The following is a 25022-nucleotide window of genomic DNA, read 5'->3' on the forward strand; positions in this document are numbered from 1 at the left end:
CGACCTTGGATTGGCTTTTACAGCACAGAGCGCGAGTAGAGAGGTCAAGACCTGGTCGACTGGCCATGTCGAGCGAAAGCGGCGGCTGGATACTGGATTGGTGCCATCCCCAGCGCGGCGATAAAGAGCGGGTCACAAGGCAAGCAGAGAGTAATGGTCGTAAACGCTCTCCTCAGCTAGCCTATTCAGTCGACGATGGCTCTGTCAATTCGGCCTTGCCTGCGATCGCCACTCGCGTGCCGTCAGGTGGTAACGACGTTTGAACATACGGCAGAAATGGGAGAGATCGTTGAACCCATTTCGGTAGGCGATTTCCGAAATGGTGTATTTGGATTGCCTCGAATCCAGCAGAGCTTGTCTACACGCCTCAAGGCGCCGCTCTAACACCCAGCCGGCAAAGGTCAGGCCTAAGCGTTCGAAGCGCGCGTGGAGCGTTCTCAGCGAAATGTCGAAATGGGCCGATACAAGTCCCGCTGATAGCTCCGGATCGGCAATGTTGTTTCGGCAGAAGGATAAGATCGTCTCAATTTGCATGGCATCTTCAAACTGATCAATCTGTACATCCCGTGTCGCAAGCGCGAGGAGATTACAGACGTTCTCTGCCAACAAGCTAGTCTCGCCCTCGGGCTTGTCTTCTCTGGACACAAGTTCGCGAATGTGACGGCGCGAGAGGTCGCTGTATCGAAAATCCGCTTCGATCTTCAGCGTGTGTCGACGCCTTAGACTAGGAATCCGAGATTCAAGCGTAGCACGTGACAGGACCGCTATCATACGTTCGACATGCGGTGAGAAATCAATTTCATATGGAAATCGCGTATCGACGATCGCTATCTCGTCGACGTCGAGGTGGAAGCGGGCATCGCATTGCGCGATCGAACTGCGCCCACTCACCTGCAGGCTGACGAGATAGGGATGGTCATCTTCCGCCCTTATGTGCTTGTGAGTCCGCGCGATGCGATGCTGCTCGGAGTGGAACCAGGCAACTCGCATCGAGCCGTAGCTGCGGGCAACGAGTTGGGCCTCGAAATCGCCGCGCCCCTCGCGGTCGGCAGTGGCAGTGTTGATAGCTCGAGAGACGACCGCTTCCCACACGTCGAAACGGTCCTTTTGTCGAACGTTGTCTGTCGTCCAAAGTCCCATAGCTCCTTCCTCTCCAGCTCTTTTCGCGTCGTCTTCTGCGCCGCAGGCCCCTTTGTCAAAGGCCAACTATAGCAAGAGGCTCGAACCTGCCGCGATCAGGCAATTGCGTTCCCAGCCTGTCTGCACAATTCGACAAAAGTGATTGCATGTTTCTCCAAGACGCGAATAGTTCCAATAGTGACTATGTGCGGTAACCTTGGCACCATTATCGCGAATGGCAAATGCAAACGAACTTTACGGCCGAGCAGCTGGCTGACCCAAGCATTGCAGAAGTGAATGCGATCCTCAAGAGCTGCGTACACTACGGTTTCTGCACCAACACCTGCCCAACATATGTCCTAAGCCGCGACGAAAATGAATCGCCCCGGGGTCGCATCGACCTGATCAACAAGATGCTTGAGATCGGTGGCCCTCCCGATCCGAGTACCGTCAAGCATCTGGACAACTGCTTGTCGTGCCTTTCTTGTATGACAACTTGTGCGGCGAAGGTTGACTATGTCCACTTGATCGATCACGCCCGAGCACATATCGAGCGTCACTTCCGGCGTCCATTCAAGGATCGCCAGGTGCGCAGGCTCCTTGTCAAGGTCCTGCCCTATCCACGCCGTTTCCAGCTCGCGTTGGTGCTGGGTAGACTTGCAAAGCCCTTTGCTCGCCTCATGCCATCGGCTCTAAGACCACTCGTGAAGCTGATCCCGAGCGACAACGCACCGAAGATTCTCAAGCCGCAGGTCTTCAAAGCACAAGGCAAACGGCGCTATCGAGTGGCGTTGCTCGCAGGATGCGCTCAACAGGTTCTAAACAGGAACATCAACGAGGCTTCCATTCGCCTGCTGCAGCGCCACGGGTGCGATGTCGTCATCGCCGACGGCGCCGGCTGCTGCGGTTCGCTAGCATTGCATATAGGTCAGGAAGCCGCAGCCAAAACGACGGCCCGCAGGACGATCACCGCTTGGAGCCGAGAGATCGAGGCGATCGGTCTCGACGCCATCATCATCAACGCCTCAGGCTGTGGGACGACTATCAAGGACTATGGCCACCTATTCGCCCGCGACGACATTCGCCGCATCGCAGAGGGTGTGTCCCGACACGCCGTAGACATTACGGAGTTCTTGGCCCGGATCGGACTACAGGCGCCCGAGAGGGAGAAACGATATCGCATCTCTTACCACGATCCCTGCTCGATGCAGCATGGGCAGAAGGTCGTGCGAGAACCTCGCGAGTTGCTCAAGAAGGCAGGTTTCCTCGTCCAGGATGTGCCAGAAAAGCACTTCTGCTGCGGTTCTGCGGGTACCTACAACATCCTGCACCCCGATGTGGCCCGGCAGCTCGGAGAGCGGAAGGCGAGCCATATCCGCAGTACCGATTCGGACCTTCTAGCTACGGGCAACATCGGCTGCATGACACAGATGGGCCAGTACCTAGATTTGCCGATCCTCCACACAGTCGAATTGCTCGATTGGGCAACCGGCGGACCTTTGCCTCCTGCCCTCGAGGGGCGTCTCCTCCGCGAGCAGCGGCCTGAGACAAAGATCGAGATCATTTCGCAGGAATCGACCACCGAGCCACCGCCGTCCGTTGAGGACGCCAGCGGCTATTGGTGAACTCAATTCACAGGAGCACGTGGATGATGAAACAGGCGGACAAATCGGCCTTCTTCAATGCGGTAGCAGACAAGCTTGGCGCAGAGGCGGCCAATCGATCGGAAGAGACACTGACGCGTTATGGCGAGAACACGTTGCCCGGCGGCGATCGTCGACCAGCTGCAGTGCTTTACCCAAAGAATACTGCACAGGTTCGGATCATCGTCGGCCTCGCCAATGAGTTTGGCATGCCGCTCGTTCCCATCAGCACGGGCAACAATATTGGCGCAGGCAGCCGCTCGGCTGTCTTTTCCGATCAGGTGATCCTTGATCTCGGTCGCCATATGAACCGGATACTGGAGGTCAACGAACGTCTCGGCTACGCCGTGGTGGAGCCCGGCGTCAGCTACCAGATGATGCATGACGAACTCGTGCGTCTCGGCAACCGGCTAATGATCGACGTCACTTCCGGTCCCCCGCAGGGTGGTATCATCGGCAATGCCTTGGACAAGGGTGGGGGGTATGGTCCCTATTTTGATCATTTTGGAACGTCCTGCGGAATGGAGGTCGTGCTCGGCAACGGAGACATCTTGCGCACAGGTGATGGCTCCTTAGACCGCGAAAACCTCACCAATTGGCATACGTCGAAGTATTCATACGGCCCGATAATTGATGGGTTATTCGCGCAATCCAACTACGGCATCGTCACAAAGATGGGCATTTGGCTACTGCCTCGACCACCAGCCATCCGGTCCTTCCACTTCGCCTATCCGGACGATGAGGATCTCGAAGAGATCATCGAGCTCTGTCGGCCTCTGAAGATGTCGAACTTTGTCCCGACGTTGTTTCGTGTCGCGAATGATCTTTATACGTGTGGTACTGAGGCCGCCAATGCTGAGTATGCGGCGAGCTCAGGTCGCAAATCGATCTCGAATGAAGGCCGCCGTGCCCTTCGAGAGGCACAGGGCCTGGGATCCTGGACGGTGTCTGGCGCATTCTATGGCGCAAGCGATGCGGCCCTCGAGCCGCAAATTCGACGGGTTCGTGATCTTTTCGAGCGGTCGGGCAAAGCCAAGTACATACCGCACGAGGAAGCCCAGGCAATGCCTCCTCTTCGAGTTGCGATCGACGCCTTTTCCGGCATTCCTGGTCATACCGAACTCGGTCTGCTGAAATGGAGACCGGGAGGTGGAAATACCTGGTTCCTTCCAGGAACGCCTATGGACGGTAAGGTCGCTAACGATTTCCAGACACTTTGCCGTTCGATCTACGAAAAGCATGGGCTTGACTATATGGTTATGAACGTCTGCGGAGCTCGCTTCGCGCGCGGGCTGCACGTCCTCGTCTTCAATCGCCAGGACGAGGACGAGAATCGCCGGGCGGATGCCTGCTACAAAGAGATGTCCGATGCCCTTTCTCATCGTGGTGTCTTCATCGGCCGAGCCCCCATCGACTGTCACGACTTCCACATGCAACAAACGATGCCGAGCTTCCGGAACGTCTGCAATGGCATCAAACGTGTAGTCGATCCCAATGGCATCATTGCGCCGGGTCGCTACGGCATTGGCGGATGAGGAGTGGAGGCAGGCAACAGTCACCGTATTGGCCCGGCGTATTGTCGGCTGGCTCATCTACTTTGACAGGTCATTTGTCAGCGTGGACAGGTACTCCAGATAAACGTCAGTCTGGATAGCCTCGGAGGCGCACCAGTTTCACACCAGAAAGAACCCGAACGAACGACACTCATAAGCGGCCAAGCGACGCAAAAAAACTGCGTAAAATCAAGAAGTTTGGACCCGATTTGAGTTCGTAAGAGTTCAACCGAGCGACCCGTTTGGCAATTCATTTTGCTGAATTGGTCATTGTCTTCATGGCCGATGTGCGGAAGTGTTTTAAGCCTGGTTGAGCGGCTTTAAGATCAAATCTCTCTTCCGCGTATCTCCTCGTAAACGGGGTGGCCGCCCTTCTAAGAAAGGCCACTGCACCGGCCATCGCGCTGTGGCTAAGAGCGATACACAGTGAGAGCGGCAAGATGCTATCCGCTGCAAGCGGCGAACAAGGGGGAGAACTCATGACCACGGTTACCTTTTCCATCAACGGAAAGCCCGCAAGCGTCGAGGCCGATGCTGACACGCCGCTTCTCTGGATTGTCCGCGAGCATCTCAAACTCACCGGAACGAAATTCGGCTGCGGCGCTGGACTATGCGGCGCTTGCACGGTTCACGTCGAGGGCAAGGCGGTTCGCTCGTGTCAGACACAGCTCTCGGAAGTCGCTTCGAAAAACGTGACCACTATTGAAGGTTTGTCCGTCGACGCGAATCATCCGCTTCAGAAGGCGTGGGTGGCGATGCAGGTGCCGCAATGCGGTTACTGTCAGTCCGGTCAGATTATGCAGGCTGCCGAGTTATTGGCAAAGAATCCGAAGCCGACACGAGAGCAGATTGTCGAGCATATGGACGGCAATATCTGTCGATGCGGCACCTATAGCGAGATCGTTGCCGCCATTCAGAGCGTCGCATAAGAAACTGGGGGGACGGAACATGTTGAACGACACCAGCACGCTTGCGCTCTCGCGCCGTTCGTTTCTCGTGACAAGCGGCGCTTTCAGCGTCGCCGTCGCCTTTGGGCTTCGTCCCGAATCGGCGATAGCCGCGGCGTCATTCAATCCGAACGCGTGGGTGACTATCGGCGAGGACAACATCATCACAATTGTGGCTCCGGCCGTCGAAATGGGGCAAGGTGTACGCACATCTTTGCCGCTCATTCTGGCTGAGGATCTCGACGCCGACTGGGATATGGTCCGCATCTCCGCAACGCCGGATAATGATCAGGTCTACGGCAATCCGATTTTTCGAGAGCTTTTTGGCAGCGCACAACTGACCACGGTTGGCAGCTTTTCGATCGCTGGCTACTACGAGAAGCTGCGGCTAGTTGGTGCACAAGCACGCAAAATCCTGATCGCAAACGCAGCGGCGGCGTGGAGCGTGCCCGCCGGCGAACTCACGACCGAGCCAGGCAAGGTCGTTCACAAGAAATCGAATCGCAAAGTTAGTTACGGCGAGATTGCTAAGACTGCGACTGTGCCGAACCCGCTGCCGGCCGTGACCCAGGCCGATCTGAAGCCATCCTCGCAATTCCGCTTGATCGGGCGAGACACGGCGCGCGTTGATGTGCCGTCGAAGGTGAACGGCACCGCGCAATATGGCATCGACGTACAGCTTCCTGGCATGCTGTATGCGAGCGTGCTGTTTCCACATGTGCAGCACGAGAAGGCTGAGCAGATCGACGATGCGGCGGCGAAAGCAGTTAAGGGCGTAGTCAAGATCGTGCCGCTGCCCTCCGGCGTTGGCGTCATCGCCGACACGATCGAGGGCGCGATGAAGGCCAAGGATCTGCTCAACGTCACCTGGTCGAAATCGACGCCGGCACAGAGTTACGACGACGATCGCGTGATGCAGGACTATCGTACGATCGCCGTAGACTGGAACCAGCCAGGTTTAGAGATGATCAAGACCGGCGATGCCGACAAGGCCATAAAAGGTGCCGCGACCGTGCTCGCTGCGGACTATTTCTCCGATCACGTAGCCCACATGTGCATGGAGCCGTTGAACGTAACGGTGAAGGCCGATAACGGCACAATTGACATCTGGTCGGGCACCCAGTCACCAAGCACGATGAAGATTCTCGGAATGATCGTCGGCAAGACGACACCTGACAAAGTCAATGTCCACACGATGATGCTCGGTGGCGGATTCGGTCGGCGTGCGGATGGCGACGATATGGTGATGGCGCTCTTACTCGCTCTGAACGTGCCTGGAAAGCCGGTGAAGATGATTTGGAGTCGCGAGGACGATATTCGCAACGACAAACCGCGGCCTCTCACCGCACAACGCATAGAGATCGGCCTAGACCGCAACCACAATATCGTCGGCTGGCGGCAGCGGATCGTCAATGAATCCTATTTCGCTCGCATCCTGCCACCCGATCTGAATGCCAAGACTAAGGACATCGTGTCCGGCGGAGGGGGCGAGATAAGCTACGCGGTCGCCAATCATCGCGTGGAGTGGGTCCGCGCTGCACGCGGAATCGATGTCGGTGCTTGGCGTGGAATTGCGGCCGGCTACACCAAGTTCGCCATTGAAACGATGATTGATGAGATCGCTGCGCTCAGGAAAACGGACGCAGTCGCCTATAGACTGGAGATGCTCAAAGGCGCTCCGCGTGCTGCCAGCGTTGTGAAGCGTGTTGCGGAGATGGCGAATTACACGCGAAAGCGCGACGGCCGGGCTGTCGGAATTGCCTATTCGGATGCACTGAGAAGTCACACTGCGGTGGCGGCCGAGGTTTCATTGGACAAAAAGACCGGCGAGGTCAAGGTCCACCAGTTGTGGGCTGCCGTAGATGCGGGCACCGCGGTGCAGCCCAAGAACATCGTCGCGCAGTTGAAGAGCGCCATGACCTTTGGCCTCGGCGCGGCTCTCAAAGAGCGGCTGGTCATCAAAGGCGGCGTGATGCAGGCCACGAACTTCGACGGTTACCCAGTGCTGCGTTTGTCGGAGGTTCCGCCGATGGAAATCGCCGTGATCTCGACAAACGCTCCACCGAGCGGTGTCGGCGAAGCGGGCGTACCGGCGGTGGCTCCGGCAATCGCCAACGCAATTGCACAACTTACAGGGAAACGGCTGCGGCATCTGCCGATGACGCCGGAGCGAGTGAAGCAGTCGCTGGGATAGAGAATGGCCATCGACCAATATCCCGCCAAAGGGAGCGGGCCGCGCGAAGTGCGCGCGGCTCGAGCAAGTGATCGGTCCGCGGCACAACGATCCCTCCTGCGGTTCTGCGGGTGACCACGAGCGCGCTTTCCGTTGCGATGCAGCGATGCGTTAAGTCCGCGAGATCACATCGCGTCTGAGGTCATCAAAACCGGTGATGCGTCCAGCGATAGCGCTTGCCGCTACCGTGTACGGGCTCGCGAGCCAGACCTTGCCTGGACCCGAGCGACCAGGAAAATTGCGGTTGATCGCACTGATTACAACCTGATCGGGGGTTTCCGATGATCCCGGGCCGCAATTGGCACACGCACCGCAGGCGGGCTGCAATAGTTGGGCGCCGACAGCAGCGAATGCGTCGAGATAGCCCTTCTCCTCGCAATAGCGGCGCACGTCGATCGTACCGAACTGCAGGAAGAGTTGCACTCCCTCTGCAACCCTCAGGCCACGCTGTGCCGCCCAGGTCAGGACTTCGTGATAGCAGTCGAAATCATCGCGCTTGCCCGCCGTGCACGACCCGCCATATGCGATGTGAACATTGACCGGCTCGGCCAGCGCGGACAGCGCGAGCCCGTTGCCAGGGTCACCTGGGCGTGCGAGCATTGGCGAGAGCGTTGCGACGTCGATTCTGATCGTCGCCGCATAGGTCGCACCCTCGTCGCTCCGCATCCAGTCTTCGATAACAAATGTCTCGCCGCGGCGCTCCTTGATGAAGTGCACGGTCTCTGCATCAGGCGCGACGATACCGGTGAAGCCGCCGAGTTCGGCGGTCATGTTGGTCAATGTCGCACGCTCGTCGATCGACAGCGCCGCGATGGCCTCGCCGGCAAATTCGAAAACCCGGCCGACTCCCGCGCCTGTCCTGATCTGCGGCAGCGCGAGCAGATGCAGGACGATGTCCTTCGCCGTGACGCCAGCTTTGCGGCTGCCGACCAGCTCGATTCTGATGCATTCGGGCATCACGATCCGCACCACGCCCGTCACGAAGGCGTTGGCGATGTCGGTGGTGCCGACGCCGAAGGCGACGCAGCCGAGCGCGCCGCTGTGTGGGGTGTGCGAATCCGTTCCGACGATGAGTTCGCCGGGCCTTGCGTAACGCTCCGCCATCAACGCGTGGGAAATGCCCTGCGAGCCCGGGCCGTCGTTGAGATAGCCGTGGTGGCGAAGGCCATGCGTGGCGACGAATTCGCGATGCGCCTGCGAAAGCTCGCGCACGTGGGGCATCAGGTTGCGATGGGCGCTACTCAGATGCGTGTAGGAATAATGGTCCTCGAACACGATGATCGAGCCGGGATCGTGCAGACGCAGTGCATCGCCGAACTTATCGTGCAGCAGATGGCTGCACATCGCGGTGTAGATGTCGTGGATGAAGCGAATGTCCGCGCGGACGAAGCCGCTTTGGCCAACCCTGGCAACCGGCTCGGCATCAACAGCTCCGACGGCGTGGCGCGCGACGATCTTCTCGAACAGGGTTTTCGGCCGTTGGTCGTCGGCGACATCGGCCGGCGTGACAGTTGCGAGCTTGGCCCGCCCATAGTCCAGCAGGCCGCCGGCCCGCAGCACGGCGGCTGCGATCGGGTCGCGGCCTGCGAGCAGGTCCTCGACGGAGATGGCTTCGCCGCGGCGGATCCGGTCGATCAGGCCGAAATCGGTGGACGTGAACAGGCCGACATTGTCGGCGTTCTGGCGATAGATGCGCTCGAAGCTCTCGGCGATCACGAGGCGGATGCCCGTGGCTTTTTCCGCCAGCGGACTGTGTTCGCGCGACGATCCCTTGCCATAGCGCGCGCCGCCGACGAGCACGGAAAAGCCACCGGCTTTTAGGGCACCGCGGCCGATCGGCGTTTCGGCTCCGGCCTTGAAACCGATATGCGCGATATCACCAAGTCGCTCGTCGAACACCACAAGCGTGGGAACTGGCGTGATTTCGTCGGTCGAGATGTCGTTGCGCAGCGGCACGGAAGCGGCAAGCGTCACGTCCGCGCCTTCCAATTGCCGCCGAATGAGATCGGCATCGGCAGACAGGAAGAGCAATCGGCCAGGAAGTGCGACGATCGGTTTCAATGTGAGATCTTCTCCAGTTCGAGTCCGCTCGTGCGCGGCCCCATCAGGCCGATCGCCAGCATCACTATTGCCATGGCCGCGCCGATGAAGATGAACACACCGGTGACGCCGAAATTCTGCAGCATGAACGCGATTAGAAAGGCGCTCCAGATCCCCGAGAACCTGCTCCACGAATAGACGACCCCGACGGCGCGAGCGCGGATCCCCGTCGGGAACAATTCCTGCTGGTATGCGTGATAGGTGTAGGAGATGATGTTACCGGCCAGCGTCAATGCAATGCCTAGCGCGATGATCGCGGCTGTCGAAGAGGCCTGACTGAATAGCAGACCGCAGACGATGTTGACGGCGGCCATGATGACGATGACATGCTTACGTTCGAAACGGTCGGCGAAAAGCAAGCCAAGCAGCGGACCGACCGGCGCAGCGAGCGCGATGACGGTGGTGTAGCCGAGGCTCGTCGTGACGGTGATGCCCTGCTTAATCAACAGGGTCGGTACCCAATTGGCGAAGCCATAATAGCCGATCGTCTGGAACACGTTTAATATGATCATCATGATCGCACGCTTGCCATAGGGCGGCGCCCACATGTCCGCGAACTTACCATGCGGCGCAACGGGTTCGGCAGCGGCGGCGACGGGCAGCGGCTTGCCGTATTCTTTCTCCACGCGGCGTTCGAGGTCCGCCATGACGCAATTGGCCTCGTCGAGCCGGCCCTTCATCGCCAACCAGCGCGGGCTCTCAGGCAAAGCTAAGCGAATCCACCACACCGCGGCGGCGGCGATGATGCCGATCAGGACCACCCACCGCCAGCCGTCCAGTCCGAACGGTGCATTGGGTATCAGCAGATAGGAGAGATAGGCGACGACCGGCACCGCCGAAAAGCCGAACGCTTGCGAGCAGGCGAACGCCCGGCCGCGCAGATGCTTTGGCGCGAGCTCGGAAAGGTAGGCGCCAATGGTGACAATCTCTACGCCGAGTCCGAGTCCGGCGATGAACCGCCAGCTATTGAGGCCGAAGGCGGTGGTCTGGAATGCCATCACGAGATTGGCGGCGCTGTACCAGAGCAGCGACCAGGTAAATATCGCGCGCCGGCCGAACCGGTCAGCGAGGAAGCCGCAGGCGATGGTGCCAATAAACAAACCGGCGAAAAGCGCGGCGACGAAGCTCGCAACCCCCGTCGAGCCGAACAGGCCAGGCGTGGTGGGCGTCAAAATCCCTGCCCTGACCAGGCCTGGGGCGACGTAGCCTGTGAACAATAGGTCGTAGAGCTCGAAGAACATGCCGAGGCTCAGCAGAATGATCATTTTCCAGACGGTCCAGGTTGCCGGCAGCCGATCGAGGCGTGCCGAGATCGAGCCGGCGGACAGGCCTTGATCCATGCTGTCGGGCTGGGCGACAGCGAGATTCGATTGCATCGGCATTGGGTCCTCCTCCCGGTACCATCCGACGGTTTCTCTTGACGGAAACGCTGCTCTTGTCAGATGGACGCAATTCCGCAAAATAGTCGATAATCAGGGGTAGAGAATTTCTATTTTGCGAGCATAGTGTTCGTACGTGACGAACGCTCGCCAGTGAAGGCGTCGCATGGCCGATCCCGATCTCCAGACGCTGCGGCTGTTTTTGTCCATGGTGGAATTGGGCAACCTCACGCATGCCGCGCAGCGCCATAACATCGCGCCGTCTGCGGTCACCAAGAGAATTCAAGATCTGGAAAATCACTACGGTGCGAAGCTGTTCGAACGGCAACCGCGTGGCGTGACGCCGACCTACGCGGGCGAAGAATTGGCACGGCAGGTCCGCGATCTGTTTGCGCGAATGGATCGGATCGAGGGAACGATGAGCGAGTTCTCTCAAGGGGCGCGCGGACAGGTGCGGGTCCATGCGAGTGCCTCGAGCCTGTTGGAACACCTCGTGCAGTCGATCGCTTCCTTTACCCGGGCACATCCGCTAATCCGCATCGAACTACAAGAACTCATGAGCTCAGCGATCGTGCGTGACGTGTATGAGAGACGCGCCGATGTCGGCGTGGTTTCTGGGGCGGAGGAGATCCCAGCGGACCTGACCGCCGAATTTTACCGGGAAGACCTATTGATGGCGCTTGTGCCGTCGGATCACGTGCTCGCACCCAAGAGGTCGGTGAAGTTTATCGAATTGCTGGACTTCGACCATATCGGCATTGGCGTCACGAGTGCGCTGTCCGTGCAATTGGCTGAACAAGCCGCCCGGCTCAACCGCACGATCCGGCATGCCTATCGTTCCGCCACGTACGATGTGGCCCGGGCGTTCGTCGTGCAGGGATGCGGGATCGCAATTCTGCCGGGCAGCCTGACGCTGCCCTATGCCGAACTGCTCAAACTTCGTTGCATTCCGCTCTCCGACAGCTGGGCGCGACGCGAAATGCAGATATGCTACCGGGAGGACGCCGTTCTCACCGTTGCCGCGCGGCTCTTCATCGCGCATCTGCGGGAGGACGGCCGACAAGCGTGAGAATCGCCGGCGGGCGCATCGCGTCCTGTTCCGAATGGACACTCAAAGTCGGTAGCAAGAGAGATGGAGGCGTGCGCGATTGATTGCCGGGACTGCCGAGGAAGCCCGACGCGCTAGCCATTGCCCAATCGGGGGGGACGACACACGAAATCCATGCGAGCGAAATCGCATGAAACTGCAGTCTGGCACACAAATGGGGCCGCGAACTCTCCGCGTCGAACTTAGAGCGATTTCACACTGACTAGAATCCACGGGAAAGAAATATCATGAGCATGAACTCAAGCGAGCCCGCGGCTGCGGGTTTCCTCGTTCGGGAAATCGGGAGCTTTCATACTGGCGGACGACAGATCACGTTGTCTGGGCTTCCCGCCAAGACGATCAGTTTCACCGAGGGAATGGAGCCATTCCAAGTCGACCCGAATGGCGAATTGGAGGTCGAGCAAATGTACGTTCAATACGTCAAGCTCGTTCAACCCAAATCAAAACTGCCGATCTTGCTTTGGCACGGCGGCTCAATGTCCGGAGTCACATGGGAGACAAAACCCGATGGCGAGCCCGGCTGGCAGCAATTCTTCCTGCGTGCGGGCTACGATACGTATGTTTCTGACGCGGTCGAACGCGGTCGAGCGTCCTGGGCGACTTATCCGGGTAGTTTTGAGGGTGAACCGATGTTTCGTACCAAGAAACAGGCGTGGGAGGTGTTTCGGATCGGTCCATCGTATGAGACTGGCGGAAAGCGGAAGGCTTTCGAGAACACGCAGTTTCCGGTGGAGGCCTTCGACCAACTTGCAAAACAAGCTGTGCCACGTTGGACTACCAGCGATGCTCCGACACAGGCGGCGTATGATGCGCTCGTCCAGAAACTCGGCGCATGCATCATCATCGCGCATAGCCAAGGGGGCAACTTCGCTTATCGTGCCGCGTTGAATGCGCCGGACCATGTGAAAGCCGTGGTAGCAATCGAACCGTCAGGTGCACCCGACCCGACGCAAATAGACCTCGCGAGACTCAAGGGCATTCCACACCTTACCCTGTTCGGCGACTTTCTCGCGAACTCAAAATTGTGGCAAACCTTCGTAGAGGCTTCGATGCGCTATCACACGGCGCTTTCAGAGGCAGGTGTTGCGGCAACATGGCTAGACCTTCCCGGGGAGGGCATCCACGGTAATAGCCACCTGCCAATGATGGACCGCAATTCGGATGTGATCGCTCAGCGAGTTCTCGGCTGGATCGCTAATCACGTGACATCTTCGATCTAGGACCAATAATGTGTGAAGGTCGAAGGTTGTCCAGCCTTAGGAGCGGGCCGCAGACAGGCAACGCGTTGTACTCCAATCGGCGAATTAAGCGTCACAGGCTCGCTTGGGGGATCAGGGACCGACTACTCCGACAACTGCAGCCATAGCCGCACCAACGCGGCCTCGGGGGTCAACTTCCCACCGTTTTCAACACCGCTCTCCCAGAGCGGAGCACCTGCGGCATACGCACCGGGCACGAGGCCACCGTTTTCGCAACTGCTCACCGCGACAATACGACATCCTCGGCTTACGGCATCGCTCAACGTTCGAAGCAATTCCGGGCTGTGCATCAGCGTCCCCACGCCAAAGACACGCAGTACGGCACCTTCAAGCTCGCTGAGAGCCGCATCAATGGCCGCGATGCAAACACCAGGCGAAAGGGTCAGAATGGCGAGCTGCCGCGGCAGGAAGTGACGCGGCCGAAAATGCACGACGCTTTCCCGCTCGTCTTGACCGTCGGTTTCCCGGAAAGATGCCGGCCCTATTGAATGATGCTTGACCAGCTTTCGCGCGCACAGCAGCTCGCCGTCAAAGGCGAGCCAGACTCCCGGAGGACCTGAAATAGCACTATGAAGCGCGAAACGAAGATTGTCTTCGGCATTCACTCCGATCCCGAGCGGCTGCATTGAACCCGTGAAAACCACGGGCAGCCTGATGCCTTCGAGCGCGTAAGATAAGGCTGCGCCCGTGAATGGCATGGTGTCCGTCCCATGCGTAATTACAACGCCATCATATGGCCGCGACAGAATCAGCTCGGTTAATCGGTTCCATTGCTCCGAACCAACGTCGGCGCTGTCAACGAGCGGAACAAACGAAACAACGTCTAGTCGCGCGGCTACAGGGGCGAGCCGATTGAAGGCCGTTTCGACGACCTCTGCAGCCGGCTCAAGGCCATTCGGTCCCACCGACATACTTAGTGTGCCGCCCGTATTGATCGCCAAAATATCCCGCACGTCCGGCCTCTTAAAAATCACTACAACTGAACACGCGTCGGCAGATCAGGCACCCGCGCTGGCGACGCTGCCTGACTTGTCCCGTGACCGTCAGCATGCAACCACGTTGACCGCGAGCCCTCCGAGGCTCGTCTCCTTGTATTTGCTGCTCATGTCGGCGCCAGTCTGTCGCATTGTTTCAATAACAGCATCCAACGACACGACCTGGTCATGTGCTTTCAGCGCAAGCCGAGCAGCATTGATCGCTTTGACCGCGCCCATTGTGTTGCGTTCGATACAGGGAATCTGGACCAGCCCCCCGACAGGATCGCAGGTCAGTCCAAGGTGGTGTTCCATGCCGATTTCGGCGGCGTTGGCGACTTGCTCATTGCTGCCGCCGAGGACGGCTGTGAGAGCGCCGGCCGCCATGGAACATGCAACACCAATCTCGCCTTGGCAGCCCATTTCTGCCGCTGAGATGGAAGCGCGCATCTTGTACAGGATACCGATTGCTGCGGCCGTAAGCAGAAACTCACGAGATCGAGACGATGAAGCACCCAAACAGAAAGTCTCGAAGTATTTGAGCACGGCCGGGAGAACACCGGCAGCTCCGTTGGTCGGAGCTGTAACAATCCGGCTTCCAGCCGCATTTTCTTCATTTACCGCGAGCGCATACAGGCTGACCCAGTCCATGCCGCGCATTGGATCCTGCTGGTCGGACGACTGACACAGTGATCGATACATTGCCGGCGCCCGGCGCCGTACATTGAGACCGCCGGGCAGAATGCCCTCCGCGAGACATCCGCGATCGATGCTTTTCATCATGGTATCGCGCACGAGATCCAGAAACCCGCCTGTTTCTGTTTCCGATCTCCATGCAATCTCGTTCGCCTGCATGACCCCGGCTATCGTCATGTTCTGGCGCCGCGCGATCTCGAGCAACTCCGCCGCGGACCCAAAAAGGAACGCAGGGGTATAATTTGGCGGAGACCGATTGACGCGACCGTCTCCTTCCATGATGGTGCCGCCGCCCACCGAATAATAAGTCCTCTGCAGAACGACGTCGTTGCCGTTGAAAGCGGAAAAGTCAACAGCATTTGGATGACGAGGCAGGAATTCGTGCTTACGGAAGGTGAGATGCGTAGTTTGGTCGAACAACACGCGCTGCGTTCCACCAAGACGAAGCTCACGTCGCGTCCTGATGTCGTCGATGATCAATGGAATGCTTCGAGGATCGATCGTTGCTGGATCGTACCCCGATAGACCCAGCATGACGGCAACGTCTGTCGCATGCCCTTTTCCAGTCAGGGCAAGCGAACCATACAGGTCGATCCTGACACCAGTGCAATCCGAAACTTTGCCGCCAAGCTCGTTGACGAACTTGAGGGCTGCGCGCATCGGGCCAACCGTGTGCGAACTCGATGGCCCAATTCCAATGCCATACAGTTCAACTACGGATATCGGAGCGACCGCGCCGGCCGCAGGCCATTGATGACCTTTACTCATAGAGGTCACTTTGCCGTCCCCGGGCCATTGGGTCTGAATCGGTCAGGCCGGCGGCTGCGCATTTGCGTTTCTATTGCGCCGGTTCGCGCAATCGTCGGTTCCGCGACGACTACTGCGCCTCGGTCAGCAACTTCTGCCACTCGTCCGGCAAGACTGCTGACGGTGCATTCTCTAACGCCTCGAATCGTGCCGAGGCTCTGCAAGAGATTCGTGAGTGCCGCATCGTCACGCACTCCGACACGGTAGCTTACCATCCCCGAGCCAACTTCCCCCCGAGCTTCCACCGCCTTGAGTTCAACCCCTAGTTCCAGGAGGATAGGAGCGGTTGAACAAATGACCGCAAGCGCATCAGGTCCGATCAAATTGATCTCATGGACCACCTCAGTCCCAGGAAACGCGGCCTCAACCAGCGTCCGGAACGTGAAATGACGGCCATTGTCGCTGCCGTTCATGCTCGGCTCGCCCATGCGCTGCTTGTATGTATGAGTGGCTGCGGATCTTCGTCGCGACGCGTTTGGTGTCGCCGCCGAGCCTCCTATTGAGAGACCGCTGCTGTCACGATGATCTCCACCAGCACGTCGGGCGCGCCCATGTCGCACTGTGCGGTCGCTCGGGTTGGAGCCGCATTCGGCGCAGTCCAGGCGTTCCAGACTTCGTTCATGCCCTCGAAGTCCTTGACGATGTCCTTGATCCAGATCTGGGCGGTGAGCAGGCGGCTCTTGTCGGTACCCGCCTTCGCGAGAAATTCCTCGATTTTTGCGAGCGTCTGCCTGGTTTGTCCCTTGATGTCCTGACTGCGATCATCTGCGGTCATGCCGCCTACAAAGACCATGCCGTTGTAGGTCACGGCACGGCTACGACGCTTGTCGGTCTCGATGCGGACGATGTCACTCATTTGATTTTCCTGATCGATCTGTTGCTGTTTGGGGGGCGTTTGGCTAGCTGCCGAGCTCGCCGAGCGTGATCGGTTTGATCGGTGGTCTAATTCGGTAGTATCCGACATCAGTCGGATCGACGCCGCGCGCCTGGGCGATAGTCTCGGTGACCGTCAAACCGCATAAGCGCCCTTGGCAAGGTCCCATCCCGCAGCGACCAAATGCCTTGGTCTGGTTGGGACCCAGGCAACCCAGCTGCACATAGTGGCGTATCTGGCCTGCGCTGACTTCCTCGCATCGGCAAACCAGGACGCCATCAGCCTCGGGTATCCGGTTCTCGTTCTTGGGCCGGTAAAGAGTATCCAGGAATGGCCGGATGTGCGTGCGACGCTTGAGCTCGCGGTGCAACTGGTCTGAGTGCTCTGCAATGCTCCTGGTAGCGCCGAGCTGTAGGCCGATGGCGAGAGCAGCCAAGCGACCCTGTATCGCTGATGCCTGGGCACCCACGATCGCTCGACTATCGCCGGCTACATAAATCGGCGTTTCTCCTAACCGGCCCCATGCGTCGGTGACGGGCTGCCAGCAAAGCTGATCCGGACTCCACCGATGCTCTGCGCCAACGGACCAGCTAAGCTGCGTGTTCGGCACGACGCCTTGATGCAGCAGCACCAGCGAGGCGGGAAGCCGAACCCGTTTGCGGCGATGCGTGAAGGTCACGCCCTCGACGTGGCTCTTACCTTCGATTCGCAGCTCGCCAGCTCCGGAGAATACCGGAACGGCGTGGCGCCGAAGAGCGGCCAGCAGCTTCACGCCCTTCGCCAGGTCCGGCCAGCCCCTCAGCGCCGCCGGTAGGTGGCGAATGGCACGTAGGTAGTCGGCCGGTCTGGTCGTGTCGACCAACGCTTCGATCTTGGCGCCTGCACGCAAATACTGCCAGGCCAGCAGATAAAGCAAGGGACCGCAGCCTGCGAGGACAATCGGCTTTGCTGGCAGCGCTCCGGCGCTTTTGAGCAGGATTTGTCCGGCGCCGGCCCCCATCACACCGGGCAATGTCCACCCCGGAATCGGAAACGGCCGCTCCATCGCGCCGCTCGCAATCAGGATATGCTTACCAACGGCCTTCTCGGCCTTGCCGTTCGCGGTGTAGCCGACTGTGCCGTCCATGGATATTTTCCAGACGGTCGCGCCGCCCAGATATTGCGCGCCACTGGCGCGGAATTCCGACGTTAAGTTCCGACCAGCGGCGTAGTCTTGGCCGAGAATGCTCAGCCGTTCCGTTAGCGCGGATTCAATGCTTCGATAGATCTGTCCGCCAATCGTCGCCTGCTCGTCGAGCAGCCGGACGAATAGTCCAAGTGATCGTGCTTGGCAGGCAGCAGCCAATCCGGCTGGACCCGCTCCTATAATGACGAGATCTGCCACGGAATCAGTCACGGCTTCTCTCCCAAGGCATCGCCACTCAGTTCAGCGGCGCCGACCTGACGCCGCACCTGCATTCCGTCCCGCACTTGTATGAGGCAGCTCTGCCGAGCGGGAACGTCATCGATTTCAACCAGGCATTCGAAGCAGACACCCATCATGCAATAGGGAGCTCGCGGGGCCTGCCCGACTACGCTCGAGCGGAAGTCTCTCACGCCGGCAGCGAGCAAGGCGGCGGCAACACTGATACCAGCGGGCACCTTGCAGGCACGCCCTTCGAACGTGATCGTGACTGCCTCCGACTCCGACGATCTTGGGAGCACAAAGAGCGGATCAATGGTCATGGGAGAAACTCGCATTGGGGTCTGCAAACCGATCACCCCTAAAGACGTCGAATTCGGCAGGCGTTTGCATGAGGCCGCTCATCCATGGTCCAATGACGAGAGCATGCGCGGATGCCAGGGTCACGCCGCTATGGCAGGTCGCGACAAACGCGCCCGGGCAGGACGGCGATTCCTGATAGATCGGATATCCATCCGGCGACAGCGGTCGCAAAGCCCCCCAAGCCCGGACCAGCCGCGCTCGCGCCAAAGCGGGAAACGTCGCAACCGCACGGCGAGCCAACCATTCGATTTTATCGGACGTGGTGCCGTCGTTCAGGCCGACATCTTCGGAGGTGGAACCGATCTGCACGGTGCCTTCGACGGTCTGCCTTGCCTTGTTCGTCGGATAGTCGAGGAAGGGCTTCAATCGCTCCGTGATCAGCACTTGCCCGCGCGTCGAAGCGACGGGAGCACAGAGACCAACCTGCGATGCCAGCGACGCATTGCCGAGCCCCGCGGCCAGCACCACGCGCTCGCTCTTCCAGCTCTGGCCATCGCTCGCAATCGCCTCAAAGAGGCAGCTCTTGGCGTCGTACTTGACCTGCTCGACGTCGACACCGTTTATGACATCAGCGCCCTTGAGCCGCAGACCTGCATGCAAGCCGTGGAGCAGCATCAACGGATTTGCATGACCATCCAGCGGACCGAAACTGCCGCCAACCACAGCGGATCCCAGCCCGGGCAAGTATTGCTTGAGCTCCGCCGGCTCCATCATCTGAAACGGGACGCCACCGGCCTCACGGTCGATCTTTGTCAGGACCTTGGCGCGGGCTTCGACTTCTGCCTCGCTGAAGCCCAGCCAGAAGCCCCCCGGCTGCCGCAGACCGGAGTCGACCCCCGTCAACTCCAGAAGTTCCTTATGCAAGGACGGCCACAGTTTGGCTGCGTCGCGGCTCCATCGGGCATATCGGGGAGTCCCTGAGCCTTTGCTGGAAACCCAAACGAGACCGAAATTGCCGCGCGACGCCCGGTAAGCGACATCGCCCTGGTCCAGCAGGCGGACACGCGCGCCGAGGCGCGCAGCGCCATAGGCGATCGCAGCCCCGACGAGGCCGCCTCCTACCACGGTGATACATTCGTTGCTCATTCAAAGTCTTCCAGTTCTTATCCAAAATTGGGCTCTCAGACGCGCGAACGCCGTCGTCCTCCAGCCAGAGGCGAGAGACGGTTCAGGCGAAGGCGATCTAGCTCTTTCCGACCAAGACCCTGTCCAGACCGACGATCCGGTCGAGGGCGAACATCAACAACAAGGTTCCGATAATCAGAACCGTTGAGACGGACGTCGTCACCGGATCTGTCAGCTGTGATACGCGATTGTACATGGCGACCGGCAGCGTCATCGTCCCTGGCGTCGCCACGAAGATCGTCATCGTGACCTCGTCGAAACTTTGAATGAACGCCAGAATCCATCCGGCAATCACGCCCGGCAAGATCAACGGCAGGAGAATTCGACGAAAAGCGACGTAGCGCGATGCGCCCAGCGACCTTGCTCCGGCTTCCGCGTCGCGCTCGAGACCGATCACGGCCGCAAGGGTCAACCGCAGCGAATAAGGCACGACGACAACGGCATGGATAAGGACCAGCGCAGGGAAAGAACCCGTCCAGTTCATGAGCGAAAAGAACCTCAGGAATGCCACTCCGAGCACAACATGGGGAATCATAAGCGGGGACATCAGCACCGCCATCAACACGTCACGTCCGGGGAAGCGATGCCGCGCGATGGCAATGGCTGCGGGAAGGGCAACAACGGAGGCCAGCGTGGCGGATGCGAGGCCCAACCAGATTGAGAACCAGAATGCGCCGATCAGTTCGGGCGCAGCGAATATTTCCCGGTACCAGCGCAAGGAGGCGCCATCAAAAGGCATCGAGATATATTCTTTGCTCGAGAAGGAGACCAGCATCACCACGATCAATGGCGCTGTTATGAACACGATGAGCAACGCGTGGAATGCCAACGCCACCGGCCCGTTCCGCCCGACTGTCCCGCTGGTCATGCGAACACCTCCTTGAAGCGGCGCTCTATCAGCCGATTGGAGCCCACAATCACGAAGACAATGGCAATCAACAGCAGCACGGCGATTGCCGCTCCGAGAGGCCAGTTCAGCGAGTTCAGGAACTCATCATAGGTCGCCGTGGCGACGACTTTGACACGCCGGCCGCCGATGATGGACGGAGTTGCGAACGCCGACGCGGACAGCGCGAATACGATGATCGCGCCAGACAGAATGCCCGGCATCAACTGCGGCAGGATGATGCGACAAAACGTTGAGATCGACGTCGCTCCAAGAGACCTCGCGGCATGCTCGACTTCCCGGTCCAGCTTTTGCAACGCGGTCCAGACGGCAATGATCATGAAGGGCAGGAACACGTGCGTCAGAACGATGATCACGCCTGTCATGGAGAACAGGAGACGAACCGGCTGGTCAATGATGCCGATCCCGAGCAGTGCGGAATTCACCAAGCCGCGGTTTCCAAGCAGAACGGACCAGCCAAGGGTGCGAACGACGACCGAAATCAACAATGGGCCAAGGATGATTGCGAAAGACGCGCCACGCCATAACGGCGCCATCCGCGACAAGATCAGCGTTTCTGGCACTCCGAGAAGGATGCAAATAAACGTAACGCCGAGCGCCATTCCTGCGGTACGCAAGAATATCTGATGATAATAGCTATCAAGGAAAACCTCGGCGTAGTTCTGCAAGCTGAATCCAGGCTGAATCCCTCGCATTCCGTCGAACGCATTGAACGAAAGGATCGCGGTCAAGGTGAGCGGCACGGCCAGAAGACCGAGGAACAGCAAAAGGACTGGCATGGATAGAAGCCACGGCGTACCGCGATCCAGGAAGCTTGGCTTAGCCATCTGCTTGCTCCGAAGCGACAACCCGCAAGTCGCCGTCATTCCAGCCTATCCCAACGAGCTCTCCTTCTTTTGGCTGCTCTATTCCCAGATTCTGCGTGGTCACGCGAAGCGCACCGATGTCGCTTTCGATTTCGAAGAGCCAGAGGCCCCCGAGGAAGAGCCGCGTTCTAACGCGTCCTCGAACGTGCGATTTATCGGCTGCGTTGATGCGCAAGCGCTCGGGACGAACGAACAGTTCGATCTGGGGGCCCACATGCTTTTCGCTGATCCCGGCCGAAAAGCTTGTCGACCCGACACGAATGACGGCGCTGGAGCAGTTTCTCGATAGGATCTCTCCGGTAATGACATTGGCATGGCCGAGAAATTTGTAGACGAACTCGGAGGCCGGCTGGTCATAGATCTCATGCGGGCTGCCCAATTGGGAAATACGGCCGTTGGTCATGACTGCGATCCGGTCGCTCATCGTCATGGCCTCAACCTGGTCATGCGTCACGAGAACCGTGGTGATGCCGAGGCGCCGTTGAAGGGCACGCAATTCCACATGCATCTCGCCACGCAATTTGGCATCAAGATTGGACATGGGCTCGTCCAACAGCAGGACGCTCGGTTGGATTGCCAGCGCCCGCGCGATGGCGACACGTTGGCGTTGCCCGCCTGAGAGTTGACTTGGATAGCGATCTCCGAAACCGGAGAGACGCACCATAGATAGCGCCTCCTCGACGCGATCATGGAGTTGAGTTCGCGCCAGTTTCCGCATCTCCAGGCCAAAGGCGATATTCTGCCGCACGGTCATATGAGGGAAAAGCGCATAGCTCTGGAAGACGACACCCATGTCGCGTTTTTCGGGCGCGACCACCGTGAGATCGCGCCCTCCTACAACGACAGTACCTGCCGTCGGCGGCACAAAGCCGGCGACCATTTGCAATGTCGTGGTCTTGCCGCACCCGGAAGGACCGAGCAACGAGAGGAACTCTCCGCGCTCTACATCCAGATCCAGGCCGCGTACCGCATGGGCCTCACCATAGACTTTCGACAATCCACATAGGGACAAATAGCTCATGAGATCCGCTGAGGCTTGGAGGAAGGCTCGCTATTATGAAGAGCCGCGCTCACCGTTCGATTGTACGATTCCAACGATTGGTCCAATCAGCCCGCATCTCGTTGATCTTGGTCCAATCCACAATTGCCAGTTTGGCGATCGTATCCTCACCATAGGGCACTTGAGCTGCCAGCCTGTCGTCCAGCTTCGTCTGCTTGTTCGTCGGCCCCCACCCTTCAGTTGCCAGCTTCGCCTGAACTTCCGGCGACGCCAAGTATTGGATGAAAGCCTGAGACGCCTCCGGGGCGCTGTTCTGGACGACCGGGCACGCCGCCGTAAGGAGCGCGACTGCCCCTTCCTTCGGGTAGACGAACTCAACTGGAAACCCCGTGTTCTTGAGCGCCATTGTGCGGCTACTTCCCCAAACAGCCACATCAATTTCATTATTCTGGAACATTTCAGCGAGCTGGGCCGGCGATGAAGACCAACTCAGCACGTTCGGAGCGAGGTTCTTGCGGATTTCCTCGAACCCGGGCTCGATGTTGTTCTCGCCCCCGCCCTTGATGCGAGCAAACGTCACCAGTGTATGGACACCGTACGTTCCGGATAGCGACGATGCCGTGAAACGCTGCGCATATTTCTTGTCGGTAAGATCCAGCCACGAGATCGGAGGTGCCCAGCCTTTCTTTTGAAAACTGGCCTTATTGTACGCGATGCCGGTTGCGATGAGGCCAACTCCGACCGCCCGTCCGCCGAAGTGAGCAAATTCGTAAAGGTCGTTGTAGACCCGTGACGGCGCCAGCTTGTCGCAATATCCGTATTGTATCGCCTGATACATCGGACCGTCATCGACGATAATGACGTTCAACTCCTGTTTGCCGCGCTGCGCCTGCAGCTTTGCGACGATCTCACTTGAAATTCCTGGCACATACGTAATCTTGACGTTGTGCTTGGCTTCGAACTCCGGAATGATCTGAGATTGGAATAATCTCTGGACACTGCCACCGGACCCGGCGACGTACATCGCTTGCTGGGCAAATGCAGCCGAACCGACCAAGGTCGCGCCCAAAAAGGCCAGAGTGCCCAACGGTTTCATTTGGTTTCCTCCCTACCTTGCTCCGGTATCCCTTCGGGCCGGATCAGGTAATGAATGAACCCTATGAGGCAGCTCCCATCAGAACAAATAGAAAGATAGGTAGAGGTCATGCATTGCTGATATAGGCCAGCGGATCGCTCAAAGGGTGTGGATGACGAATGAATCTCTTGGAAGTCGTGATTGACAGCCGATAGAGATCAGGCACGGCGCTGTGAGCCGACCGAGCCCGATCTACGGGATTATGCCGACCCTGTCAGCGCACGCTGCTCTTCCAGCGTGACCGTCTTGAGGACTTCCACAAAGCTGGAAACGAGGCGATCCTCACGGCTTTCCCTCGGATAGATCAACATGGCCGAATGCTTAATCGATGGGCGGAATGGTCGGATCACAACGCCCATGTGCTGATAATCCTGAGCAGCAATTGGATTTACGATCGCGACACCAAGACCCTGCGCGACAAGGGAGCAGGTGATCGAGCTGTAGGGCGTGTCGAGCGTCATCTGACGCGCGACACCGGCCTGCTCGAAAATCGCGTCGACGTCGGAACGGCCATAGTCGTTTTGAGAAAAGGAGATGTAGGGTTCTCCCGCCAGGTCGGCGGGCTCAATGTAGGCGTTCGCGGCCAGCGAATGGCCCTTCGGCATCACGCAGACCCCGTCTATCCGATAGAGCTCCTCGCTTTCAAAGCCGTAGCTTCCAGTCAGGTGGGACACGACGCCAAAGTCGCAAAACTGCTCGTCGACCCATTGCGACACTGCAGCTGAATGGCCCGCATGGATCGAGATGCTCGCCTCGGGATAGATTTGAGCAAAACGCCTGAGTGCTCGCGGAATCAAACCGAGCGCCAACGTCTGTATGGCAGCGATCCTGAGCAGCCCTCCGCTGAAACGGCGGATGCGTTTCGCAGCCTCTTCGAGGCGCTGCAATCCAATGAAGCTGCGCTGCACTTCCTTGAATAACGAGAGCCCATCTTTCGTCGGAACAACTTTGCCGGGAAGACGCTCAAACAGCCGCAAACCGGTGGACTTCTCCAACTGAGCGATTGATCGGCTCACGTTTGGCTGAGACGTATTCAGAATGCGAGCAGCCGCAGTCGTAGAGCCGGAGACCATCACGGCCCGAAATGCCTCCACATGTGAAATGCGCATCAATACCCGCGTCCTTTCCGGCCCAACACTTCGTTGCCAGCGCGCCCGATCCGAAGAGAGCGCAATGATGCACCGGCCGCATCCGGACCGCGTCGCAATTGGCACCGATCAGTCAGGCGAGCCACCTTAGCAACATCCGGTCGCAGGACATCGATACAATCTACTTCGGACATCGCAATAAAATCATAGAGGCTTCCTACGATCTCGCCTACCGCAATCCGGCGACAGCCCTGCCCGGTGACAATCAAATCCACCGTCCTGTGAGCACTTGCAGCTTGATTGATGGGGCATTCGGAGGCGCTGAATCGGCAAGAGACCGCAGCAGCTCGATTGATCAGAATTCGGTTTCGACCAACCTATTGCGGCGCATCATTTACGCCTTCGCGTGCGCGAGTCCGCACTCGGGCACGGGCACACGTCCGG

21 protein-coding genes are annotated in these 25022 nt (G+C 58.9%); 6 read left to right on the plus strand and 15 right to left on the minus strand.

Going from position 1 to position 25022, the window contains the following annotated elements; all coding sequences use genetic code 11:
- Positions 1-204: 204 nt before the first annotated feature.
- Positions 205-1140 (minus strand): helix-turn-helix domain-containing protein, encoded by a 936-nt coding sequence (locus tag RAD15_RS23490; protein WP_458180575.1) that lies wholly within the window; start codon positions 1138-1140, stop codon positions 205-207.
- Between the two features lie 221 nt (positions 1141-1361).
- Between RAD15_RS23490 and glcF the strand changes: the two genes are divergently transcribed.
- The 4 genes from glcF to RAD15_RS23510 all read left to right on the plus strand — a co-directional run bounded on the left by glcF (position 1362) and on the right by RAD15_RS23510 (position 7456).
- Complete coding sequence (gene glcF, locus RAD15_RS23495; RefSeq protein ID WP_458180576.1) at positions 1362-2744, plus strand: glycolate oxidase subunit GlcF; 1383 nt, start codon at positions 1362-1364, stop codon at positions 2742-2744.
- 23 nt (positions 2745-2767) lie between these two features.
- The gene (locus RAD15_RS23500) at positions 2768-4297 is read left to right on the plus strand and encodes an FAD-binding oxidoreductase (RefSeq protein WP_458180577.1); all 1530 of its coding nucleotides are present in this window, start codon (positions 2768-2770) and stop codon (positions 4295-4297) included.
- 497 nt (positions 4298-4794) lie between these two features.
- Entirely contained in the window at positions 4795-5244 is a 450-nt protein-coding gene (locus RAD15_RS23505) for a (2Fe-2S)-binding protein (RefSeq protein ID WP_458180578.1), read from the plus strand.
- A 19-nt stretch (positions 5245-5263) separates the two neighbouring features.
- Positions 5264-7456, plus strand: coding sequence for a molybdopterin cofactor-binding domain-containing protein (locus RAD15_RS23510; RefSeq protein WP_458180579.1), 2193 nt, complete (start codon positions 5264-5266; stop codon positions 7454-7456).
- A gap of 150 nt (positions 7457-7606) precedes the next feature.
- Here RAD15_RS23510 and RAD15_RS23515 read toward each other — a convergent pair whose 3' ends face one another.
- Positions 7607-9556: an aconitase family protein gene (locus tag RAD15_RS23515; RefSeq protein WP_458180580.1), complete on the minus strand. Its 1950-nt coding sequence runs from the start codon at positions 9554-9556 to the stop codon at positions 7607-7609.
- Entirely contained in the window at positions 9553-10977 is a 1425-nt protein-coding gene (locus tag RAD15_RS23520) for an MFS transporter (protein WP_458180581.1), read from the minus strand. Before RAD15_RS23520 ends, RAD15_RS23515 begins: the two co-directional genes overlap by 4 nt.
- A gap of 163 nt (positions 10978-11140) precedes the next feature.
- On the opposite strand from RAD15_RS23520, the gene RAD15_RS23525 reads away from it, so the two are divergent.
- The gene (locus tag RAD15_RS23525) at positions 11141-12043 is read left to right on the plus strand and encodes a LysR family transcriptional regulator (protein ID WP_458180582.1); all 903 of its coding nucleotides are present in this window, start codon (positions 11141-11143) and stop codon (positions 12041-12043) included.
- A gap of 266 nt (positions 12044-12309) precedes the next feature.
- Entirely contained in the window at positions 12310-13302 is a 993-nt protein-coding gene (locus tag RAD15_RS23530) for an alpha/beta fold hydrolase (RefSeq protein WP_458180583.1), read from the plus strand.
- Positions 13303-13424: 122 nt separating this feature from the next.
- Here RAD15_RS23530 and RAD15_RS23535 read toward each other — a convergent pair whose 3' ends face one another.
- From RAD15_RS23535 to RAD15_RS23590, 12 genes are all read right to left on the minus strand, one after another.
- Positions 13425-14294: an asparaginase domain-containing protein gene (locus RAD15_RS23535; RefSeq protein WP_458180584.1), complete on the minus strand. Its 870-nt coding sequence runs from the start codon at positions 14292-14294 to the stop codon at positions 13425-13427.
- Between the two features lie 90 nt (positions 14295-14384).
- Positions 14385-15779 carry an L-serine ammonia-lyase gene (locus tag RAD15_RS23540; protein WP_458180585.1) on the minus strand — a complete coding sequence of 465 codons (1395 nt, stop codon included), beginning with the start codon at positions 15777-15779 and terminating at the stop codon, positions 14385-14387.
- Between the two features lie 5 nt (positions 15780-15784).
- Positions 15785-16231 carry a hypothetical protein gene (locus RAD15_RS23545; protein WP_458180586.1) on the minus strand — a complete coding sequence of 149 codons (447 nt, stop codon included), beginning with the start codon at positions 16229-16231 and terminating at the stop codon, positions 15785-15787.
- A gap of 83 nt (positions 16232-16314) precedes the next feature.
- Positions 16315-16674 carry a RidA family protein gene (locus RAD15_RS23550; protein ID WP_458180587.1) on the minus strand — a complete coding sequence of 120 codons (360 nt, stop codon included), beginning with the start codon at positions 16672-16674 and terminating at the stop codon, positions 16315-16317.
- 43 nt (positions 16675-16717) lie between these two features.
- Entirely contained in the window at positions 16718-18088 is a 1371-nt protein-coding gene (locus RAD15_RS23555; protein WP_458180588.1) for an FAD/NAD(P)-dependent oxidoreductase, read from the minus strand.
- Complete coding sequence (locus RAD15_RS23560; RefSeq protein ID WP_458180589.1) at positions 18085-18417, minus strand: (2Fe-2S)-binding protein; 333 nt, start codon at positions 18415-18417, stop codon at positions 18085-18087. Before RAD15_RS23560 ends, RAD15_RS23555 begins: the two co-directional genes overlap by 4 nt.
- Positions 18407-19543 carry an NAD(P)/FAD-dependent oxidoreductase gene (locus tag RAD15_RS23565; protein WP_458180590.1) on the minus strand — a complete coding sequence of 379 codons (1137 nt, stop codon included), beginning with the start codon at positions 19541-19543 and terminating at the stop codon, positions 18407-18409. Before RAD15_RS23565 ends, RAD15_RS23560 begins: the two co-directional genes overlap by 11 nt.
- A gap of 97 nt (positions 19544-19640) precedes the next feature.
- A complete protein-coding gene (locus tag RAD15_RS23570) occupies positions 19641-20450 on the minus strand; it encodes an ABC transporter permease (RefSeq protein ID WP_458180591.1) in 810 nt (269 codons plus the stop codon).
- The gene (locus RAD15_RS23575; protein ID WP_458180592.1) at positions 20447-21316 is read right to left on the minus strand and encodes an ABC transporter permease; all 870 of its coding nucleotides are present in this window, start codon (positions 21314-21316) and stop codon (positions 20447-20449) included. Before RAD15_RS23575 ends, RAD15_RS23570 begins: the two co-directional genes overlap by 4 nt.
- Positions 21309-22376, minus strand: a complete 1068-nt coding sequence (locus RAD15_RS23580; protein ID WP_458180593.1) for an ABC transporter ATP-binding protein — start codon at positions 22374-22376, stop codon at positions 21309-21311. Before RAD15_RS23580 ends, RAD15_RS23575 begins: the two co-directional genes overlap by 8 nt.
- Before the next feature lie 49 nt (positions 22377-22425).
- Positions 22426-23451: an ABC transporter substrate-binding protein gene (locus RAD15_RS23585; protein ID WP_458180594.1), complete on the minus strand. Its 1026-nt coding sequence runs from the start codon at positions 23449-23451 to the stop codon at positions 22426-22428.
- A 239-nt stretch (positions 23452-23690) separates the two neighbouring features.
- Positions 23691-24599, minus strand: a complete 909-nt coding sequence (locus RAD15_RS23590; protein WP_458180595.1) for a LysR substrate-binding domain-containing protein — start codon at positions 24597-24599, stop codon at positions 23691-23693.
- Positions 24600-25022: the final 423 nt, after the last annotated feature.

This window comes from Bradyrhizobium sp. 14AA, assembly GCF_054185205.1.

Coding starts and splice junctions, on each gene's coding strand:
- RAD15_RS23490 (WP_458180575.1), bottom strand. CDS start 1,140: ATGGGACTTTGGACGACAGACAACGTTCGACAAAAGGACCGTTTCGAC.
- glcF (WP_458180576.1), top strand. CDS start 1,362: ATGCAAACGAACTTTACGGCCGAGCAGCTGGCTGACCCAAGCATTGCA.
- RAD15_RS23500 (WP_458180577.1), top strand. CDS start 2,768: ATGATGAAACAGGCGGACAAATCGGCCTTCTTCAATGCGGTAGCAGAC.
- RAD15_RS23505 (WP_458180578.1), top strand. CDS start 4,795: ATGACCACGGTTACCTTTTCCATCAACGGAAAGCCCGCAAGCGTCGAG.
- RAD15_RS23510 (WP_458180579.1), top strand. CDS start 5,264: ATGTTGAACGACACCAGCACGCTTGCGCTCTCGCGCCGTTCGTTTCTC.
- RAD15_RS23520 (WP_458180581.1), bottom strand. CDS start 10,977: ATGCCGATGCAATCGAATCTCGCTGTCGCCCAGCCCGACAGCATGGAT.
- RAD15_RS23525 (WP_458180582.1), top strand. CDS start 11,141: ATGGCCGATCCCGATCTCCAGACGCTGCGGCTGTTTTTGTCCATGGTG.
- RAD15_RS23530 (WP_458180583.1), top strand. CDS start 12,310: ATGAGCATGAACTCAAGCGAGCCCGCGGCTGCGGGTTTCCTCGTTCGG.
- RAD15_RS23540 (WP_458180585.1), bottom strand. CDS start 15,779: ATGAGTAAAGGTCATCAATGGCCTGCGGCCGGCGCGGTCGCTCCGATA.
- RAD15_RS23545 (WP_458180586.1), bottom strand. CDS start 16,231: ATGAACGGCAGCGACAATGGCCGTCATTTCACGTTCCGGACGCTGGTT.
- RAD15_RS23550 (WP_458180587.1), bottom strand. CDS start 16,674: ATGAGTGACATCGTCCGCATCGAGACCGACAAGCGTCGTAGCCGTGCC.
- RAD15_RS23560 (WP_458180589.1), bottom strand. CDS start 18,417: ATGACCATTGATCCGCTCTTTGTGCTCCCAAGATCGTCGGAGTCGGAG.
- RAD15_RS23565 (WP_458180590.1), bottom strand. CDS start 19,543: ATGAGCAACGAATGTATCACCGTGGTAGGAGGCGGCCTCGTCGGGGCT.
- RAD15_RS23570 (WP_458180591.1), bottom strand. CDS start 20,450: ATGACCAGCGGGACAGTCGGGCGGAACGGGCCGGTGGCGTTGGCATTC.
- RAD15_RS23575 (WP_458180592.1), bottom strand. CDS start 21,316: ATGGCTAAGCCAAGCTTCCTGGATCGCGGTACGCCGTGGCTTCTATCC.
- RAD15_RS23580 (WP_458180593.1), bottom strand. CDS start 22,376: ATGAGCTATTTGTCCCTATGTGGATTGTCGAAAGTCTATGGTGAGGCC.
- RAD15_RS23585 (WP_458180594.1), bottom strand. CDS start 23,451: ATGAAACCGTTGGGCACTCTGGCCTTTTTGGGCGCGACCTTGGTCGGT.
- RAD15_RS23590 (WP_458180595.1), bottom strand. CDS start 24,599: ATGCGCATTTCACATGTGGAGGCATTTCGGGCCGTGATGGTCTCCGGC.